The sequence below is a fragment of the Acinetobacter parvus DSM 16617 = CIP 108168 genome, assembly GCF_000368025.1.
GTDB lineage: Bacteria > Pseudomonadota > Gammaproteobacteria > Pseudomonadales > Moraxellaceae > Acinetobacter > Acinetobacter parvus.
This window is the reverse complement of record NZ_KB849212.1, coordinates 720,896-740,290: the sequence shown is the minus strand read 5'-3', so window position 1 is coordinate 740,290 and position 19,395 is coordinate 720,896. Positions and strand designations below refer to the sequence as shown.

Sequence of the window (19,395 nt, the reverse complement as noted above, 5' to 3'; positions counted from 1 at the left end):
TTCGTCCATTAACCGTCTAATTTTGCATTAACTGCTATTGTTTTACTTGAAAATACACGTTCCTGATAGTTTTTCCAATTGATAGGGGGGGCAATAATTACATCTTGTAACGATTTTAGATATGTCTGGCGAGAAATTGTACTGGCTCCCAGACTCAGGAGATGATCGTTAACCAGTTGGCAGTCAATCCAAGGCAACTGATTTTCCTGTCCAATCAGCATCAGGGTGTAGAAAGCCATCTTGGAAACATCAGTTTCGGTGCTAAACATGGACTCACCAAAACAGCCTTTGCCGATGGTGACTCCATACAAGCCACCAACCAGTTTGTCCTGTTGCCAGACTTCAACACTATAGGCATAACCCGCCTTAAATAGAGAACAATAGCCTTCGATTATATCTTCACTAATCCAGGTTTCATTGGCATAGCTACGGGGCAGCGAGCAGGAACGAATCACATCTTCAAAGGCGTGATTGATGCTAATGCGATAGTCATGCTTTTTCATATTTCGCAGCAAGGATTTGCTAGGTTTATAGGAGTGTGGCTGAATAATGCAGCGTGGTTCAGGACTCCACCAGCAAATGGGTTCGTCTTCATTAAACCAGGGAAATAATCCGTGTGTATAGGCTTCAAATAAAGTCGATGGAGATAGGTCAGCACCAATGCAGATGAAACCATGACCCTCGGGATCAGCTTCAATAGGATCAGGAAAAATATATTGAGAGGGTGGAAGTTGATGCATAATAAAATGAATATGGAAAGGATTCAGATTAAACTAATCTAAGAAAGGTCGAATGGCAAATATAGTACTTCGCCATTCGATCATCAGTATTTAATTAAATAAACGCAATTGTTTCGCGATTTCCAACTTCTTACTTTCTAAAAATATTTGGGCTTTAGATTGGATAATTTCAATGCTTTTAACTTGATCTGAAACCATTTGACCATCTTTATCTAAAACTAACCACCCAAGCTGTTGGATGACATCTTGCACATAGTAAGCAAAATCTGTTGCAGTCGTTAAACCCTCTATAAAGTGAGCGCGATAAAATAATTGATGAAAATGTTCAGTCGGTATACCAATGCCTGTGATTGGACTAATTAAAACACCATAGTTTTGATGAAAACTCGCTTGTTTTAAAATGTAATGATTCAGATTATGGCAATGCTCGAACATTTTTTGAGATGGTTCATTATTTTGACATGGTTGAGCTAGTCCAAGATGGCACAGGATAACGAGCGCATTTAAGATTTTTGCATAGTGAAGCTCGGGAAAACTAGCTTCTAAATCTGCAATAGTGAGCGGTTGATAGTTAACTTCAGCAAATCGATTGCCAATTGGTTGATAAATTTCCTCTATCAAATTGAATGTCCCCAATAGTCCTGTAATGCTACTCGGTAATTGCTCTTTGGCTGTTAGAAGCACAAATGCTGTTTTTCGGAGTTTTGCTTGGACTTGTAATGGGGTTAAATTATTCTTGCCTCGAATAAATAAATCCCGTCTAAATTGTGTGTTGGCAAAATAATCTCGGCACTGTTCTTTGAAAATCGGGTGTTCAATCGCATTTAGAAATTGCTGATGTTCTTCTGAAAAATTAATGTTATCTAGATGCGTTCCTAAGTCTGTAGACCCAGCATAAGATAATTTAATTTCATCTAGGATTCTGACTACTTGCTGAAATGAAAAGCATTGCCAATCTTGATTCAAATATTCATGAATTAAGTAATTTGGATTTTGTTGTTTGAGATCGATTACTTTTTGCAAAGCATTGGGATTTCTTTGAGCAAAGATTGGATTTTGTTTAAGTAGTTCTTCGCTAAAATTTAATGCTTCATTTACTTTTTGCAGTGGGTTTGTACTTTTGCTATTAAATTTAAAATGACTATGAAATAACTCGCGTATAGGCATATTGGCAGCCCAACCTGTCACGCAGTTATAACTGATATAGACAATACCATTGGGTTTTAAATATTTACGAATGAATTTCAAAATGATGTGTTGGTTTTCATAGCTTATCCAGCTCCATATTCCATGTAGGCTAATTGAATCAAACATGGGTAAATCATTTCGATTTAATAATTCTTCAAAGCTATCATCAAAAAAATAAGGCTTAGTTTGGCTATGTTGTGCTAATTGGTTGGCATGAGCTGCATGTGCAGGGTTAAAGTCAGTACCATAAAAATTGGCATCAGTACTTGCTGCATGTATGTTGATGCTGACACCTTGCCCAAAGCCAAGTTCACAATGTGTTTGATTTGTCTGAATATCTGGACTATCTATCCCATTTAAAAGTAAACAGAATTTTTGGAAGTTAGGGCTAAGATCACGATAATATCCATAGGTGTAATTGACTTCAGTTTGGTAGCCATTGGTCCATGTTGTTGTTATGTATTCATCCAAAATATAATTGTTGTTAAATAAAGCCATGTTTTTGATTGTACATATCATTTAACAAAAAAAGCCACCATAAAAATGGTGGCTTTTTAAACTTAATGTAAATTAGTTTAAATTATCAAGATACTTCTCAGCATCTAATGCTGCCATACAGCCTGAACCTGCTGAGGTAATCGCTTGACGATAGATACTATCAGCTACGTCACCAGCAGCAAAGACGCCTTCAATTGATGCTGCCGTTGCATTACCCGAAGTACCACTTTGAACTTGAATATAACCATCACGTAAGTTCAATTGACCTTCAAACATCTCTGTATTTGGTTTGTGTCCAATCGCAACAAATAGACCTTGTACTTGAACATCTTGTGTACTTGAATCCTGGGTAGATTTGATACGTACAGATGTTACACCAGTATTGTCACCGAGTACTTCATCTACCTGATGGTTCCAGATGATACTGATCTTGCCTTCTTTTTCTTTGGCAAATAAATGATCCTGTAAAATCTTCTCGGAACGCAGGCTGTCACGGCGGTGTACCAGTGTTACATGGGCCGCAATGTTTGAAAGATAAAGTGCTTCCTCAACCGCAGTGTTACCGCCACCCACAACCATGACATTCTGGTTTTTATAGAAGAAACCATCACAGGTTGCACAGGCGCTCACCCCTTTACCCATAAACGCAGCCTCAGATTCCAGACCCAGATATTGTGCAGTTGCACCAGTTGCAATAATCAGCGCATCACAGGTGTATTCTTCCATATCGCCTTTCAGCACAAATGGACGGGTTTTTAAATCGACTTCATTGATGTGGTCATAGACAATTTCTGTACCGAAACGTTCAGCGTGAGCTTGCATGCGTTCCATCAATACAGGACCAGTTAATCCCTCTGGGTCGCCTGGCCAGTTATCCACCTCAGTGGTCGTTGTTAACTGACCGCCAAGCTGCAAACCAGCAATCAGCGTTGGTTTGAGGTTGGCGCGTGCCGCATATACCGCCGCACTATAACCTGCAGGACCAGAACCCAAAATAATTAACCGTGAATGACGAGCGCTCATTAAAGAACATCCTTTTTATATTGAAACTGTTAAAATTATACGTGAATCCACAGGGGAGTGGGTTGGATAATATTGATATACTTAATCGAATTGGGCTATATCATCAATGGGGCTGTTGATATTTCGCCAGTGCTTTGCGATAAAGTCAACACGCCCACGATGTTAACAACAACATTAAACAATCGTGCATCTTTTTTGTAAGAACGAGTGCATAATAGAGAGCGTATTGATTGAAGATTCTTGATGAACTTCATTAATTCTAATGATAAATGAATTGGGTTACAGGACTGTATATGACTGCGGTGTCAAGTGTTTATGCACAACGCTTTTTAATGACATTATTTTTGATTTCTTTTGGCATTTACCTATTTCTTGCCACAGTGACTTATACACCATTTGATCCAGGATGGATGCATATCTCCAGTGATACCCAGCAGGTTTCCAACGCCAGTGGGGTGGCAGGTGCCTGGATTGCGGACCTGTTGTTTGGCTTTCTAGGCTGGGCCAGCCTGTTGATTCCATTATTCCTGTTTATGGAAGCGATTCAGGTCTGGTGGCCAAGAAGTTTTCTAAATCGCCCGTTTCGTTATGCGGCCCAGTTTTTCCTGATTTTATCGTTATCAACCCTGTTGTATTTACACTGGAATATGCCAGCCGACACGCTGGAAAATGCGGCGGGTGGCATTATCGGTTATGAGCTGGGACAGAGTTTATCGCAGTTGCTGACGATTTATGGGGCAACCTTATTCTTACTGATATTTGGCATTGTATTGATTACCTTGGCATTTGGAATCCAGTGGGACAAAACCTGGGTGACATTGAAAAATACGCCCGCTTATTTGCAGGACCTGTTTTATAAAAATGTACCACAGACCGAGTCGGCCTATGACCTCACTGAACAATTGACCAAAGAAACACCTGCCATTAAAAATAAAGTGCAAGCAGAAGCTACAGTTACCAGCCCCCCTGAGATGAAAGCAGTTGATCTAGTACAAAATGATAAAACTGCTACAGCTAAAGTGGAGGATTCACATCATCAACAGGTGGCAGAAAGATTATTTGCGGATGTGGTTGCGAAAGAGCAGCAAAGTGTCCAGTCAGACGAAGCCCATGTCATTGAGGATTTTGAACAAACCCTGCAAAAGGCACATCAACTGGAAGCGGAAAGCCAACGCCTGATTCAGACGGGTGAGGTATGGCGTGCGCTGCAAAGCGATGATATCAGCCATAAACAGGAGATTGATGCGTTGTTAAAGGCTGCCGATGATTCTGATCAGCATGTGGCATCCTACAATACCATGCAGTCTCAACGGATTGAACCTGCTTTGCAAAGAGAAAGCGGTAGCAATTTAGACTGGAATGATGACCAAATTTTTGATGAGTTGCTGGCTGCCGTTCCAAATAATAAAACTGCAACGCATACGCCGTTTACGCAAGATGTTCCAGCACATTCAAACTTTCATGAACAAGTGAATGTGGTGGAGTTTGAAGCCGATATAGAGGCATTGATCGCAGAATCGGCACAAACCATTGTAGTCCAGCCACATGCGTCTTCAGTTCAAAATGTTGTTCAGGAAGAGAAGCACAGTTCTACAAGTGAAGCGTTTGATGAGTTTAACGATCTTCTTGTTGATGAAGAGCAGGAAAATATAAGACCTCAAGCTTCAAGTTATGCTCAGTCCTCTGCTTTTGTAAAAGTGCCAATTGAGGTCGCCGCACCAAAAGAGACACTTTCCAAGGAAGCCTTTATTGAGGCCTGGCAGGAGACCGCAGGTAAGGCTGAACCTGATGCAGAACTGAATATTGAAGATGATTTTGATCTGGATGCGCCATTAACCGATTCGTTTGGTCGTCCAATGTCCCGTGCCATGCAGGTGGCGCAGAAACGCCGTGACTTGCCAACCTTACCAGGTCTGGAACTACTGGATGATGTTGATCCAAATAAAAAGGTGAACTTCACTGCTGAACAATTAGCCCGATTGTCAGAGCTTCTGGAAATCAAGCTACAGGAATTTAACGTTAAGGCACAGGTGGTGGAAGCCCAGCCAGGTCCAGTGGTCACACGTTTTGAACTTGATCTTGCACCAGGGGTCAAGGCATCCAAAGTCACCAATATTTCGCGTGACTTGGCGCGTTCTATGTCGATGGCTTCAGTACGTGTAGTTGAGGTGATTCCAGGGAAACCGTATATCGGCATTGAAGTACCGAACAGTAGCCGTGAAATGGTACGTTTGATCGAATTATTGGAAACACCAACGTATCGTGATCCCAATAATTTAATTAGTATGGCGATGGGTAAGGATATTTCTGGTAATCCTGTACTGACCGATTTAGCCAAGGCGCCACATATGCTGGTTGCGGGTACTACAGGTTCGGGTAAATCGGTTGCGGTCAACTCGATGATCCTTTCGATGTTGCTGAAATATACACCTGATCAGTTGCGCCTGATCCTGATTGACCCGAAACAGCTTGAATTGGCCAACTATAATGATATTCCACACTTGTTAACGCCTGTTGTGACTGACATGAAAGATGCTGTCAGTGCATTAAACTGGTGTGTGAATGAAATGGAACGCCGTTACAAACTAATGTCATTCCTAAAAATCCGTAAACTTAATGACTACAACCGCAAGGTGGAAGAGGCGATTGCCAATGGTGAGGACCTGATTGATCCAACCTGGAAAGCAAGTGATTCGGTTGTGGGGGAGCGCGCACCGCGATTGACCCCACTCCCTTCGATCGTCATCGTTGCCGATGAGTTTGCTGATATGATCATGCAGGTCGGTAAAAAAGCTGAAGAGATGATTACCCGTTTGGCACAGAAATCCCGTGCGGCAGGCATTCATTTACTACTTGCGACACAGCGCCCCTCTGTAGATGTGATTACAGGCCTGATTAAGGCCAATATCCCAACCCGTGTGGCACTGCGTGTCAACAGTAAAATTGACTCCCGTACCATTCTGGATGCGGGTGGGGCAGAAGATCTGCTTGGTCATGGTGATATGCTGTTCCTTGGACCTGGGAAGATTGAACCTGAACGTGTACATGGTGCATTTATCAGTGATGATGAGGTCAACCGTATCTGTGATGCTTGGCGTGAACGTGGTGAGCCTGATTATGTTGATGAAATCCTGACCCCATTTGACGAAGAGCCAACATCCCGTGGTTTTGAGGATGGAGAGGGTGATCCAAGTCGGGATGCATTATATGATCAGTGTGTATCTTTTGTACTGGAAACCCGTAAAGTATCTACTTCATCTATCCAGCGTAAATTTAGTCTGGGCTATAACCGTGCTGCCCGTATTGTTGATCAAATGGAAGAAAATGGGATTGTCAGTGCAATGGGAGCAAATGGCAAACGGGATATTCTGGTTTAACGATCATATTGCATTAACCAAGCCTCTATTCTGAGGCTTTGTCGTTTTTATTTTCTTGTTTTTATATGGTAATAATCACGTTTTTTATTTAAGCTAAACCTTTAAGGTTTTAACACTGGGTTTGGCTATGTGGGTTGCATTATGTACGCTCATCTTTATTCATTTTTGTGCATTGATTACCCCTGGTCCAGATTTTTTCTTAGTTTCCCAAACTGCAATTAGTCGCTCCCGCAAAGATGCGGTATTGGTGGTACTCGGTATTTGTTTGGGTGCGATGTTGTGGTCTTTATTGGCACTCATGGGGCTGAATATTATTTTTGAAAAGATGGCATGGCTAAAGCAGGGCCTTTTAATTGCAGGTGGCCTGTATTTATGCTGGCTCGGTTTCCAGATGCTACGCTCAGCCTTTTCAAAGGGTGATGAAACAGTAAAACAGATGGTCCTACCTCAATCACCTTATCTATTCTTTATGAAAGGTCTGCTCACAAACCTATCGAATCCTAAGGCAATTATTTACTTTGGAAGTGTATTTTCACTGTTTTTAGCCAATCCTTTATTTGACCAGCATCATTCCCTGCTCTTTATCATTGTGTCGATTGAAACATTGCTGTGGTTTTTGCTGGTTGCCTATGTTTTTTCCTTACCTGCATTTAGAAATGCATATCAGAACTTTGCCAAATGGATTGATGGTGTTTCTGGTGGAATATTTACGTTATTGGGTATTTATCTGATTGGTAGTCAATCATAAAAGGACATAAAGTAAAAATAGTCTTGGAACAAAATTTTTTCTGAGTTTTATTTAAAATTCGCCAAAATCAAGCAAATAAAAAACCGAAATATGGGTGTTAAATCCATCATATTTCGGTAATTTTCAATTATATAATAAAAGGCTTTTGATCATGCAAATTTTGCTAAAACTTCCAGAAAACCCTGTTTTTGGCGAGGATACTGTGCGATGACATCATGAATGCGCTGTCCCTCTGGATTGGTCGCATTCAGGTCACGGCCATCTGCTAGAAACTTGGTAATCAAACGCTCATAGTCATGTGGACGCATATGCTTGAACGCGTGATAGAGTATATGGAAGTCAGCATTTACACCTGCTGGCGGAAGCTGGTTGAGGTAGGCAAACACACGCTCATCTGACCATTCTTCATTGAAAGTTGCTGGCTGTGATAATGCCATGACAATCTCCTCAGTTTTATAAAACAATAAAGGCAAAATCCTTGAAGTGGATGAAAGCAATGCTTTCCAAATCCACTCACGTATTCTGCCTTTATTTGTGAAAAATCGCTAATGAAAAAACTTCTAACGTTCTTCAGGTAAATTGATATTCATCTCAAGCATTTCGATATTCGCTTCTGAACGAACCTGCATTTGGATATGCTGTTCATCCACACCACGCACATAACGACTCACGACCTGCATGATTTCTTTCTTCATTTGATCAAGTTTGTCTTGCCCTAAACGACGACCCAAGCCCTGTTCAGATGCAACAATTACTTTCAAGCGATCTTTGGCAGTTTGTGCACTTGATGGTTTTTCATCACCGCTAAACAGTTTACTCCAGAATCCTGCCATAATTACGCTCCAAATAGTCTAGCCAACCAACCTTTTGGCTGCACTGCAATATGTCGATAAGGACGGTCTTCGCCAAGGAAACGGGCAACCAGATCATCATAGGCTTGCCCAGCTTTCGCTTCTGGATAAAGAATCACAGGTTTACCTTCGTTTGATGCCTGTAGCACGCTTGGACACTCTGGAATTACGCCCAAAGTCGGAACACGTAAAATGTCTTTGGAAATGTCATCAATGGTCAGCATTTCCTGCTTATCTGCACGTTCAGGGTTGAAACGTGTGATACACAGGTGCTTACGGATACGGCCTTCATTTTGTTCGACTTTTTTGGTCTTGCTGTCCAGCATGCCAATAATACGGTCAGAGTCACGAACCGATGAAATCTCAGGGTTTGTCACAATGATGGCTTCATCCGCATGATACATGGCTAGAATCGCACCACGCTCAATCCCCGCAGGTGAGTCACAGATGATGTAGTCAAATTCCTGTGAAAGCTCGTCGATCACGCGCGCCACACCTTCATCACTCAGCGCATCTTTATCGCGGGTTTGCGATGCAGGTAAAATGAACAGGTTTTCAATGTCTTTATCACGGATCAGGGCTTGCTGTAGGCGGGCTTCATTATTGATGACATTCACAAAGTCATAAACTACACGGCGTTCACAGCCCATAATCAAATCAAGGTTACGTAAACCCACATCGAAATCAATCACAACAGTTTTATGACCACGTAGGGCTAAACCTGTTGCAAAAGATGCACTTGTTGTAGTTTTACCTACACCACCTTTGCCTGACGTTACGACAACAATTTTGGCCACCGAATCCACTCCTATTTATGGTCATACGCCCCTAAAAGGGCTTTTTGGTGCTTTTTTGACTTAATCAGCTAAGTTAAAACTGTAAGGGTTCAAATTCAAGCTCTTGCTTGGTATTTAAATAAATATGTACAGGTTTTTTGATCATATCTTTTGGGATATCATCCGCCACACAATAGGTTCCTGCAATCGAGATCAGTTCCGCTTCCAGAGAATTGCAGAAAATACGTGCTGAGCCATCTCCACCTGCGCCTGCAATGACTCTACCACGGGCATTGCCATAGATGTGAATATTTCCAGATGCAATCACTTCTGATCCACTATTCATGCCAGCATTCAGGATAATATCGCCCTGATCCTGTACCAAAGACTGACCTGTACGCAAAATCTCATCATGATATGAGGTGACATGGGTAACCGATGTGTTTTTTTGTGGTGTTTGTATTGCAGTGCTATCGACTGTTTTTTCAGGTGCATGGTCAACGACCTGCTCTTTAGAGGCCTTGATGCGTTGCAAGGGCTGATCGGTAGGCAAAACAGGGAACTGGATTGCGCGTGCCTGATCTCCCAAGATACCATCGATCACCGCCATTGGCTGTAAACCCAAATCAATTAACAGTTGGATCAGGGCAATCAGCTCTTGCTCGACGGTACTGTCAATAATGACCAATGTCCCTAAATAAGAACTCTCATTGAGTGTGCTTGTCAGTTGCTGTCGGATTGCAGCATGGTCATTTGTGTCGAAAGTTAGTCGACTAAAATTCACCATTCTGCCCGTAATCCGTATATCAGCCATAATTTATCCTTCAGGGCTTCTTAAGCACTATAAGGGCAATGCCCTGCATATGTTGTAAATAAGAGCAAATGCTAGAACAAATTACAGCAATTCTCTAGCATAATTGGTAAATTTTCTTGTCAACTTTCTGATTTTTTATCCAATTGATCGTATTCCTGCAAAGTTTGCTGCCATTGTTTGATCTTGACCTGCTTTCGTATTGCTTCAAGGCTTTCAAATACCACCGATTCCACCAGCTGTTCCAGATATTGGTTGTCAATGTTCAGTGCACTGACCTTTTCTGCGATAAGTTGATAGTTTTCATTGGGGCGATGCAGGGAACCTGCTGTAAATGGCTCAATTAAACCCGCACTGATATTCTCACCCAGACGTTGTCCAATACTCTGAATCTGCTGTTCAATCCGCCCCCCGACAATTGGAATCAAACGCAGCAGTTGTGTCAGCTCAGGTGTATCCTCAATCGCCTGATTAACGATGATACCCACTTTCTGAGTAATCACAGGCTGTTGCTGCTGTAATGCCTTGGCTAGCGATTCCTGTAGCATGGAGGAAAGCGTAATTGTAAACAATTCACGATGATGATCAACCAGGTCGTGGATAATCTTTTTGTGCGTGGAGCTGGTTTCAAGTTCGTGTCTTATACCATCAATCACGGTGATCACCACACGGTCAGACAGTTCTTCCATGATGACACGGTAATAAAACATCGCCTTAATGCGGATATTGTCTGGAATGACCTTGTAGCCAAGTTCATATAAACGGTAGGCGATGATACCTGCACGAAATAAGCGCAAAAAACGCAGGTGTGGAATAATGGCTAGGATTTCATACCAGTGGATAAAGGGAAAGAACCACCAGCGTGCATGATGTTTTTGCACAATTGAGAGTAGCCAGCGTACCGCCAGCTCAGTGATTAAAAAAATAATAAACCATGCTTCAGTGGTAATCACCCAGGGATGTAAATATGTACGATAGAACTCAAGGACACTGGGAAGATGGATAGTGTTTAAAAACCATTCCCCAATGTTGCTCATGAGGAAAAAGTTCATGCCCAGACAGAATAGATTGAAAACAATAATAAAGACCATGAAAATATCATAGGCGAGGAATAGTTTAAAAAACTTACTATTCGGATTCACATTATTATATTTAGAGTTTTGTCCTGAGTCCTGCTGGGTCATTTCTTGTTTAATCCCTAAAAAAATTATGGCTTATATTTGGATTTCATTGCAGTAATGAGTTGATCTTTTTCAGTCCAGATCTGATCCACCCATCTTTGGAAACGTTCCCGATAAACAGGATCATCTTCATAATTACCGCCAACCACCCAATTAGGAATGTCAATTTGACGCAAATCCACTGCAATGCGTGGAACATCGCCAAGCCAGAAATCTCCATAGTCTGGTACGCCGTCTGGATAGACAATAGTCATGTCAACCAGGGCATCAATCTTATCTCCCAGAATATTCAAGGCCAATGCCAGACCGCCTGCTTTAGGCTTGAGCAGGTTTTTATATGGGGATTGCTGCTGTGCATGCTTTTCTGGAGTGAAACGTGTACCTTCCAGATAGTTTAAAAGGGTAAACGGCTGGCTCAATAACTGTTCGCAGGCTTTGCGCGCCTCATACATATCGCGTGACTTCAGTTCAGGATTTTTTGCAATCTGTTCCTTGGTGTGGCGTTTCATCATCGGGAAACCCAGGATTTTAAATGCCTGACCCACAAACGGAATGAAAATAAGTTCCCATTTGGTAAAGAAACGGGTAAGGGGCATACGGCTTAAACCAAAATACTGGTTCACTGTGGTATCCACCCAGCTTTGATGGTTACAAATCATCATATAGCGGCCCTGTAGATTCAGGTCAAGCTTTTCATCAATGCTGATATCCCACTTTAGGTTTGGCAGCACCTTTTCAATCAGGTGGTTGTTTACACCAATCCAGCTATTGGCCAATTGAATATTGGTTTCGTCTATTTTTTTTGATTTTTTAAACAGCTTGGTAAAACCGAGTGCCAAAACAGGGGGACCATGTAAAAACGTGCTTCCTGTAATGACTGAACCAACTGTGAGTCCTTTACTGACTTTTTGCAATAAGGATGCTTTTTTATGGGCAGTAGACATAAATCTAACCTTGAGTGCAGAGATTTAAAAAGATGTTCCAACTATAAACAACGGAAATTGAAATACAATTGTATATTTGAAGATGTTGACATTTTTTATGGACTTACCTATTTTCTGCAATTTTAATCCACTTTATCATATGTGAAGCACCGAGCATTTATAAAGTTCTTAAAAAACTTTTATTGAAACATATATCTCATATTTTTAGAAATCCGATAAATTGAAAACAATGGAGAGAATATGAGGATTTTATGAAGTAAAATGCATCAAAATATTACAAAAAGATAAATAAATTGTTTATTATTAACAAAATATCAATGGTCTAGCTGAATTTTCTCATTCATTATTTGATCAGACAAAAATACATAGACAGGAGCTACGCAATGCGTGCATTAGTAATTTCAACACTGGTTGGGGCTGGATTGGTACTTTCTGGTTGCCAAACTACAGGTAATAACATTGGTGGCGTAGAGTATGATAAAGCTGCCCTAGGTACAATAATTGGTGCTGCGGCAGGTTATGGCATATCTAAAGGTAATGCAAACAAGGCTTCACAAAACAACCGTGCGGCGGCGATTGGTGCGGTGCTTGGTGGCGCTGGTGGTTTGTATCTTGACAATAAAGAGAAAAAACTGCGTCAACAAATGCAGGGTACTGGCGTAGAAGTGGGCCGTAATGCAGATGGTTCAGTTCAATTGATTATGCCTGGTAGCATTACATTTGACACCAACAAGTCAAACATTAAGCCAAACTTCTATGGTACCTTGAACAAAGTGGCGCAAACTTTGGCTGAAGATAACCAGAGTGCGATTCTTGTAACTGGTTATACAGACAATACAGGTAATGACTCAATCAACATTCCATTGTCTCAAGCGCGTGCTCAGTCAGTAAAAAGCTATTTGGCAAGTCAGGGTGTATCAGCGAGCCGTATCGATGCGCAAGGTTATGGTTCATCAAACCCAATTGCGGACAACAGCACTGCTTCTGGCCGTGAACAAAACCGTCGTGTTGAAATCAGCATTTATGCAAAACAGTAATCTTCTTTACTGATTTGTGGGAAACCAGCTTCGGCTGGTTTTTTATTGCCTAAAATTAGGGTGTTGGAACTTTTAATATAATTAGTGCGACGAGTGGCGACGTATGGGTTGAGCGAGGCATCATAATTTATACATATCCTGAGATTTAGGATTAGGATTCTAAAACGGAGATGTCTATACTTAGTCTCGCAAAATCGGGCTCAAAAATGAGGGGTATGTACAGATGTCGACTGGTAGTCAACTCAATGACAAGCAATATGAAGCCATGAAATATGTTCAAGGGCCTTTGTTGGTGCTTGCAGGAGCAGGTTCTGGTAAAACATCTGTGATTACCCAAAAAATTGCCTATTTGGTGAAGCAATGTGGGATACCTGCCTACTGTATTACCGCGATGACCTTTACCAATAAGGCCGCACGTGAGATGAAAGAGCGTGTGGGGAAACTACTTTCCCGTGAAGAGGCCAAAGGGCTTTCTGTCTCAACGTTTCATACCTTTGGTTTGAATTTATTACGTTTGGAACTTAAACATTTACCGCTTAAAAATAATTTTTCCATTTTAGATGCTGATGACTGCAAACGTATCCTGATGGACTTGATGCAGCGTGACAACCTGTCTGGTGCGGAGAGTAAGGAACTCATTGCCAAGGCGATGAAGAAGATTTCAGACTGGAAGAATGATCTCATCATCCCTGAACAGGCGCATTCTATCTGTGAAACAGTTGAGGATGTTCAACTTGCCCATTTGTATCAACTCTATGAACGTAACCTACGTGCCTATAATGCGGTTGATTTCGATGACTTGATTGTGCTGCCAACCCGCTTGCTTCAGGAAAATGCTGAGGTGCGAGAAAAATGGCAAAACCGTGTCCGTTATTTATTGGTGGATGAGTATCAGGATACCAACACCGCACAATATACCCTGGTTAAGCTTCTGGTTGGAGTGATGGGGCAGTTCACCGCCGTTGGTGATGATGACCAGTCCATTTACGCATGGCGTGGAGCAAAGCCTGAAAACATGGCATTGCTGAAAGAAGATTTTCATAATTTAAACGTGATCAAGCTGGAGCAAAACTATCGCTCCACCAGCCGTATCCTCAAAGCAGCCAATGCCGTGATTGGCAATAATCCCCATATCTTTGACAAGAAATTGTGGAGTGACAAGGGACATGGTGAAACCATTCGGATTATCACCTGTTTAAATGACGATGATGAAGCTGAACGGGTGGTGAAAGACCTGATTACGCATAAACTAATGAATGGCAAAAGCTGGAAAGACTACGCAATTTTATATCGTGGCAACTTTCAGGCACGGGTTTTAGAAACGCAACTGCGCCAAATGCAGATTCCTTATAAACTATCAGGTGGTCAATCATTCTTTGCTCGTGCCGAGATTAAGGATGTGATGAGCTATTTACGCTTAATTATCAATCCAGAAGATGACAGCGCATTCTTGCGTATTATTAATACGCCGAAACGTGCCATTGGACCTGTGACACTGGAAAAGCTTGGCTTATTTGCACAGGAAAATACCTTATCGCTGTTAACTGCTTCTTCGGATCAACGGCTGTCAATGGTGTTGCCAAAGAAAGCGGCCACACAGTTGCATGAGTTTGCAGATTTTATTGCCACCTTTACCTGTGAACTGTTGGATGATGATGAACCTGTGCCTAAGGTTCGTCAGATGATTATGGAAGCGGGTTATATCGACTATGTCCGTGAACAGGCTGCGACTCCTGCACAGGAAAAAACTAAACTCGACAATATAGAAAGTCTATATACCAGTATTCAAAATCTAATTAATCGCACTGATGATGTTGATGAGAAAAATATTGAAAGCGTGATTCGCAAGCTGGTGCTGCTGGATATGTTGGAGCAGCAACAGGAAGAAGAAGACACGGATAAGGTGAATTTGTTGACATTACATGCAGCGAAAGGGCTGGAATTTCCGTATGTGTACATGATTGGCCTAGAAGAAGAAATATTACCACATAAAAACTCGATTGCGGCTGAAACGATTGAGGAAGAACGCCGTTTAATGTATGTAGGAATTACCCGTGCGCGTCAGGGTCTCACCCTGACTTTGGCTGAGCAACGCAAGAATGGTGGGCAGATGCGCCAGATGACCCCAAGCCGTTTTCTGGATGAATTGCCACAGGATGAGTTGGAATGGTTGGGACGCAAAAAGAAACTTGTATCTAATGTTGATCCGAAAGAACAGGCTCAACAGCATCTCGCCAATTTAAGAGCTTTATTGAAACGTTAATAAATCATCAGTAGGAATTTGTCATGAAAGTTCAGGTTAAAGTATTAGATGCCCGTTTAGGTCAGGAGTGGGCAATGCCTGCCTATGCAACTACAGGTTCAGCAGGTCTGGATTTACGTGCCTGTTTAGATGAAGCGATTGAGATTGCAGCGGGTGAAACCGTCCTGGTCAAAACTGGTCTGGCCATTTATATTGAAGATCCAAACTTTGCGGGCTTGATCTTACCACGTTCGGGTTTGGGACATAAGCATGGCATCGTATTGGGTAATTTAGTGGGTTTAATTGACTCGGATTATCAAGGTGAATTGATGGTTTCTGTGTGGAACCGTGGACAAAACACTTTCCGTCTGGAACCAGGTGAACGTTTGGCACAATATGTTTTAGTGCCTGTGGTACAGGCAGAATTTGAACAAGTGGAAGAATTTGTTGCAACTGGGCGTGGTGCAGGTGGTTTTGGACATACTGGGAAACAGTAAGTTTTTCGTTAATTATCACTTTAAATGCAATGTTTTGCTTAAAAACGTTGCATTTTTCATATTGCTTGTTCCTTAAAATTAGATTAAAAAGCAGCTGATTAATTATTTTAATTTTTCTGAATAAGGACTACTCATTTACTTAATAGTCTATATTTTTTAATTATTCTTAAATGTTGAGAATAGAGGGCTTGCTGTGAATATACAACAAACGTTTCCTCTGAATATTTTTCGTGCTTATGATATTCGCGGAAAACTTTCAAATCTTACCCCAGATATTATATGTTCCATTGCATATGCTTTAGCCCAACAATATAAATATGCTGAGCAGACTCAAATTGTGATTGGCTATGACGCACGTTTAACCAGTCCAAGCTATGCCAACATCATTCAAAAAGTATTGGAACAACAAGGCTTGAACGTGACTAATATCGGTTGCTGTTCATCGCCAATGATGTACTACATTGCCCGTGATTTTGTTGGGAATGGCATTATGGTGACTGCCAGCCATAATCCCAAATCGGATAATGGCATCAAGTGGATTCTAAAGGGTGAACCACCAAGTCCAGAAACCATTCAACAGGTGGGGCATTTGGCCCAAGTCTCTTTATCCACGAATGGTGATCTTCATGTAGAGACTGTTTTTCACCAGTTTAATCCGCAACATTGTATGCAATATCAGCAATCACTACTGAATGATATTCAGTTGCTGCGCCCCTTAAAAATTGTTCTGGATGGCTTACATGGTTCAGCAGGACACTGTGCCAAACAGGTCTTGCAGAATTTGGGCTGTGAAGTCATTGCATTGCGTTGTGAGGCGAATGGCCATTTCCCAGACCATGCACCCGATCCATCCCATGCTGCCCATTTGCAGCAATTACAGGCCACGATTATTGCTGAAAAAGCGGATTTGGGTATTGCCCTTGATGGGGATGGTGATCGGGTCGTATTGCTGGATGAACAGGCACATATTATTAGTCCTGACCGCCTCATCTCTTTATTTGCGCAAATATGCTTACAACAACATCCGCATAAAGAAATCGTATTTGATGTGAAATGCTCTCGGATGGTTGCTGATACGGTGGAGCAACTTGATGGTCAGGCCAAAATGATCCGTACGGGCAGCAGTTTCCTGCGTGCCTATATGTCCAAATCACAAGGTACAGCCGTATTTGGTGGTGAATATGCAGGCCACTATGTATTTAATGATGGACGTGGCTTTGGCTACGATGATGGCTTGTATGCCGCATTACGAGTGATGGAATACCTCACTCAGTCCAATGCTCAAAGTCTGTCTGAATTACTGAGTATTTATCCTGAACGATATTGTACCGAAGATACTTATATCAGTACGCATGAGGTCAATTCTAAACAGGTTTTGGATGACATTGAGCTGCTAAGCCATCATTTAGGCGCGCGTTTAAGTAAAATTGATGGGGTAAGGCTTGATTTTGATGATGGTTTTGGCATTATTCGAGCATCCAACACAGGTGAATATTTCACTGTCCGCTTTGATGCAGATCATCCAGATCGGTTAACTGAGATTCGCCAAAAATTTGTTTCTATGCTGCAACATCAATATCCACAAATTGCACAAGAACTTGCACAGGCTTAATAAGGAGAGGGCGCATGCCACACGAGCATATCGGCATTGATAAAGCAAAAATTTTGATTGAAGCTTTGCCGTATATTCAGCGTTTTGCAGGAAAAACGCTGGTGGTCAAATACGGTGGTAATGCCATGACTGATCCAGAGCTGGAAAGCTCATTTGCTCGTGACATCGTGTTGTTGAAAACAGTGGGTTTAAATCCAATTGTAGTACATGGTGGTGGTCCACAGGTCGATTCATTGTTGAAGCGTCTTGGGCAGGAATCTGACCGTATTGATGGGATGCGTGTGACTGATGCTGCCACTATGGAAGTGGTTGAAATGGTTTTGGGTGGTAGCGTCAATAAGTCCATTGTCAACCTGATCAACCAGCATGGTGGCCGTGCCATTGGTTTAACAGGTAAAGATGGTAACTTGCTGCGTGCCCGTAAATTATTGATGGAAAAACAGGAAGCCGACGGTTCAGTCACTCAAATTGATTTGGGGATGGTGGGTGAAGTCACAGGTGTTAAAACAGATGTACTGGAAATGTTTACCCAAGGTGACTTTATTCCAGTGATTGCGCCTTTGGGTGTGGATGAAGAGGGCAATACCTATAACATCAATGCAGACTTGGTTGCGGGGAAAGTGGCTGAAGCCTTGGGTGCTGAAAAATTGATTTTATTGACCAATATCACAGGGGTATTGGATGAGAATAAAAACCTGTTGACTGGACTGAGCACGCAGGAAGTTGATCGCCTGATTGAGACTGGTGTGATCTATGGTGGTATGATTCCTAAAGTGGGTTGTGCACTGGATGCGGTGAAAGGTGGTGTAGTCAGCGCACACATCGTTGATGGTCGTGTACCACATGCCACCTTATTGGAAATCTTTACCGATCATGGGGTGGGTACTTTAATTACCAATCGAGCAAAACACTAGGATTTTGCAAATAAAAAGAGACCTCATACAGGTCTCTTTTTTCGTCATCATCTGTTCATGTTTTATTCATTGAAGTGTCATTGAAGCGATTTAAGGTAACTCTAGTCATAAGGAGCTTTCATTATGCTAGAAAAATTAAATCAGTATCGTCATACACTGACTTCACCTTTACGCCAGAAACCATCACAAAACCAGTTTCGTTTTGACTGGGTGGATAATCTAAAAGAATTACAACAAGTACAACGCTTTAGGGCAGCACAGTTTAGCCACCAGTTTGGACTGTCCTTTGAGGATGGCCTGGATCAGGACCTTTATGATTTTGGCTGCGAACATGCGGTATTACGTGAAAAATGGACAGGTGAAATTGTTGCCTATACTCGCCTCAAGTTGTTTCGGGGGCATGAAATTGGGCAGAGCTACAGCGCTCAGGAATTTGAAATCATCCCTCATTTGTCCCATTTACCAAACGTTTTGGAAATTGGACGTACCTGTGTACATCCACAGTTTCGATCTGGCAAGGCATTATCCATGTTGTGGCTGAATCTTGCCCCTAAAGTGCTCTGGTCGATGCGTGCCAAATATCTCATGGGTTGTGTCAGTATTCATCTGGAGGATAATCTGGCGCGTGCCTATTATACTCACCGCCAGCTTCAGCAGTTGGCGGATCATCAAAGCATTGACATCCGTTCCAAGCGTGCCTTTGAACCAGAACGTCCTGACTACAGCTTTCCGCAGGATGAAAAGATGCCTAAGCTATTTCAAACCTATTTGGGCATGCAGTCCAGACTCTCCAAACAAGCCTTTTATGATGAGGATTTTAAATGTTTGGATTATTTTGTATTTCTGGAAGTGAACAAGATCGCCACCTCATTTGTGATGAATAAAATGGCGCAACGGTAGGAATTATCACACTTCATCCAATAGTGCGCACATATTCAGATTTACAAGGCATCTGA

17 protein-coding genes are annotated in these 19,395 nt (G+C 41.9%); 8 read left to right on the top strand and 9 right to left on the bottom strand.

Features of this window, described 5'->3' with window-relative positions; translation table 11 throughout:
- Positions 1-8: 8 nt before the first annotated feature.
- The 3 genes from aat to trxB form a co-directional block, all read right to left on the bottom strand.
- Complete coding sequence (gene aat, locus F988_RS10055) at positions 9-740, bottom strand: leucyl/phenylalanyl-tRNA--protein transferase (RefSeq protein ID WP_004682807.1); 732 nt, start codon at positions 738-740, stop codon at positions 9-11.
- Positions 741-830: 90 nt separating this feature from the next.
- Positions 831-2,387, bottom strand: coding sequence for a methyltransferase regulatory domain-containing protein (locus F988_RS10050; RefSeq protein ID WP_004757377.1), 1,557 nt, complete (start codon positions 2,385-2,387; stop codon positions 831-833).
- Positions 2,388-2,498: 111 nt separating this feature from the next.
- Complete coding sequence (trxB, locus tag F988_RS10045) at positions 2,499-3,449, bottom strand: thioredoxin-disulfide reductase (RefSeq protein WP_004682805.1); 951 nt, start codon at positions 3,447-3,449, stop codon at positions 2,499-2,501.
- A 293-nt stretch (positions 3,450-3,742) separates the two neighbouring features.
- Between trxB and F988_RS10040 the strand changes: the two genes are divergently transcribed.
- On the top strand, positions 3,743-6,826 hold the full coding sequence (locus tag F988_RS10040) for a DNA translocase FtsK (RefSeq protein ID WP_004682804.1): 3,084 nt from the start codon (positions 3,743-3,745) through the stop codon (positions 6,824-6,826).
- A gap of 127 nt (positions 6,827-6,953) precedes the next feature.
- Positions 6,954-7,574, top strand: a complete 621-nt coding sequence (rhtC, locus tag F988_RS10035) for a threonine export protein RhtC (RefSeq protein WP_004682803.1) — start codon at positions 6,954-6,956, stop codon at positions 7,572-7,574.
- Between the two features lie 149 nt (positions 7,575-7,723).
- Here the strand turns inward: rhtC and F988_RS10030 are convergent, their stop codons facing one another.
- The 6 genes from F988_RS10030 to F988_RS10005 form a co-directional block, all read right to left on the bottom strand.
- Positions 7,724-8,011, bottom strand: a complete 288-nt coding sequence (locus tag F988_RS10030) for a PA4642 family protein (RefSeq protein ID WP_004682802.1) — start codon at positions 8,009-8,011, stop codon at positions 7,724-7,726.
- A gap of 123 nt (positions 8,012-8,134) precedes the next feature.
- Positions 8,135-8,407 (bottom strand): cell division topological specificity factor MinE, encoded by a 273-nt coding sequence (gene minE, locus F988_RS10025; RefSeq protein WP_004676585.1) that lies wholly within the window; start codon positions 8,405-8,407, stop codon positions 8,135-8,137.
- Positions 8,408-8,409: 2 nt separating this feature from the next.
- A complete protein-coding gene (gene minD / locus F988_RS10020; protein ID WP_004682801.1) occupies positions 8,410-9,222 on the bottom strand; it encodes a septum site-determining protein MinD in 813 nt (270 codons plus the stop codon).
- A gap of 73 nt (positions 9,223-9,295) precedes the next feature.
- Entirely contained in the window at positions 9,296-10,015 is a 720-nt protein-coding gene (gene minC, locus F988_RS10015; protein ID WP_004682800.1) for a septum site-determining protein MinC, read from the bottom strand.
- A 119-nt stretch (positions 10,016-10,134) separates the two neighbouring features.
- On the bottom strand, positions 10,135-11,196 hold the full coding sequence (locus F988_RS10010) for a hypothetical protein (protein WP_004682799.1): 1,062 nt from the start codon (positions 11,194-11,196) through the stop codon (positions 10,135-10,137).
- Positions 11,197-11,219: 23 nt separating this feature from the next.
- On the bottom strand, positions 11,220-12,137 hold the full coding sequence (locus tag F988_RS10005) for an acyltransferase (protein WP_004682798.1): 918 nt from the start codon (positions 12,135-12,137) through the stop codon (positions 11,220-11,222).
- 383 nt (positions 12,138-12,520) lie between these two features.
- On the opposite strand from F988_RS10005, the gene F988_RS10000 reads away from it, so the two are divergent.
- From F988_RS10000 to F988_RS09975, 6 genes are all read left to right on the top strand, one after another.
- On the top strand, positions 12,521-13,174 hold the full coding sequence (locus tag F988_RS10000; RefSeq protein ID WP_004682797.1) for a YiaD family glycine zipper/OmpA-like lipoprotein: 654 nt from the start codon (positions 12,521-12,523) through the stop codon (positions 13,172-13,174).
- 223 nt (positions 13,175-13,397) lie between these two features.
- Positions 13,398-15,437 carry a UvrD-helicase domain-containing protein gene (locus tag F988_RS09995; RefSeq protein ID WP_004682796.1) on the top strand — a complete coding sequence of 680 codons (2,040 nt, stop codon included), beginning with the start codon at positions 13,398-13,400 and terminating at the stop codon, positions 15,435-15,437.
- Positions 15,438-15,460: 23 nt separating this feature from the next.
- Positions 15,461-15,913, top strand: a complete 453-nt coding sequence (gene dut, locus F988_RS09990; RefSeq protein WP_004682795.1) for a dUTP diphosphatase — start codon at positions 15,461-15,463, stop codon at positions 15,911-15,913.
- Between the two features lie 193 nt (positions 15,914-16,106).
- A complete protein-coding gene (locus F988_RS09985; protein ID WP_004682794.1) occupies positions 16,107-17,525 on the top strand; it encodes a phosphomannomutase/phosphoglucomutase in 1,419 nt (472 codons plus the stop codon).
- A gap of 14 nt (positions 17,526-17,539) precedes the next feature.
- Positions 17,540-18,439, top strand: coding sequence for an acetylglutamate kinase (gene argB / locus F988_RS09980; RefSeq protein ID WP_004682793.1), 900 nt, complete (start codon positions 17,540-17,542; stop codon positions 18,437-18,439).
- A gap of 123 nt (positions 18,440-18,562) precedes the next feature.
- Complete coding sequence (locus tag F988_RS09975) at positions 18,563-19,339, top strand: GNAT family N-acetyltransferase (RefSeq protein WP_004682791.1); 777 nt, start codon at positions 18,563-18,565, stop codon at positions 19,337-19,339.
- The last annotated feature ends 56 nt before the right edge of the window (positions 19,340-19,395 follow it).

Bases quoted from the DNA above. Each gene is read 5' to 3' on its own strand.
- aat (WP_004682807.1), bottom strand. From the start codon at position 740: ATGCATCAACTTCCACCCTCTCAATATATTTTTCCTGATCCTATTGAA.
- trxB (WP_004682805.1), bottom strand. From the start codon at position 3,449: ATGAGCGCTCGTCATTCACGGTTAATTATTTTGGGTTCTGGTCCTGCA.
- F988_RS10040 (WP_004682804.1), top strand. From the start codon at position 3,743: ATGACTGCGGTGTCAAGTGTTTATGCACAACGCTTTTTAATGACATTA.
- rhtC (WP_004682803.1), top strand. From the start codon at position 6,954: ATGTGGGTTGCATTATGTACGCTCATCTTTATTCATTTTTGTGCATTG.
- F988_RS10030 (WP_004682802.1), bottom strand. From the start codon at position 8,011: ATGGCATTATCACAGCCAGCAACTTTCAATGAAGAATGGTCAGATGAG.
- minE (WP_004676585.1), bottom strand. From the start codon at position 8,407: ATGGCAGGATTCTGGAGTAAACTGTTTAGCGGTGATGAAAAACCATCA.
- minC (WP_004682800.1), bottom strand. From the start codon at position 10,015: ATGGCTGATATACGGATTACGGGCAGAATGGTGAATTTTAGTCGACTA.
- F988_RS10010 (WP_004682799.1), bottom strand. From the start codon at position 11,196: ATGACCCAGCAGGACTCAGGACAAAACTCTAAATATAATAATGTGAAT.
- F988_RS10005 (WP_004682798.1), bottom strand. From the start codon at position 12,137: ATGTCTACTGCCCATAAAAAAGCATCCTTATTGCAAAAAGTCAGTAAA.
- F988_RS10000 (WP_004682797.1), top strand. From the start codon at position 12,521: ATGCGTGCATTAGTAATTTCAACACTGGTTGGGGCTGGATTGGTACTT.
- F988_RS09995 (WP_004682796.1), top strand. From the start codon at position 13,398: ATGTCGACTGGTAGTCAACTCAATGACAAGCAATATGAAGCCATGAAA.
- dut (WP_004682795.1), top strand. From the start codon at position 15,461: ATGAAAGTTCAGGTTAAAGTATTAGATGCCCGTTTAGGTCAGGAGTGG.
- argB (WP_004682793.1), top strand. From the start codon at position 17,540: ATGCCACACGAGCATATCGGCATTGATAAAGCAAAAATTTTGATTGAA.
- F988_RS09975 (WP_004682791.1), top strand. From the start codon at position 18,563: ATGCTAGAAAAATTAAATCAGTATCGTCATACACTGACTTCACCTTTA.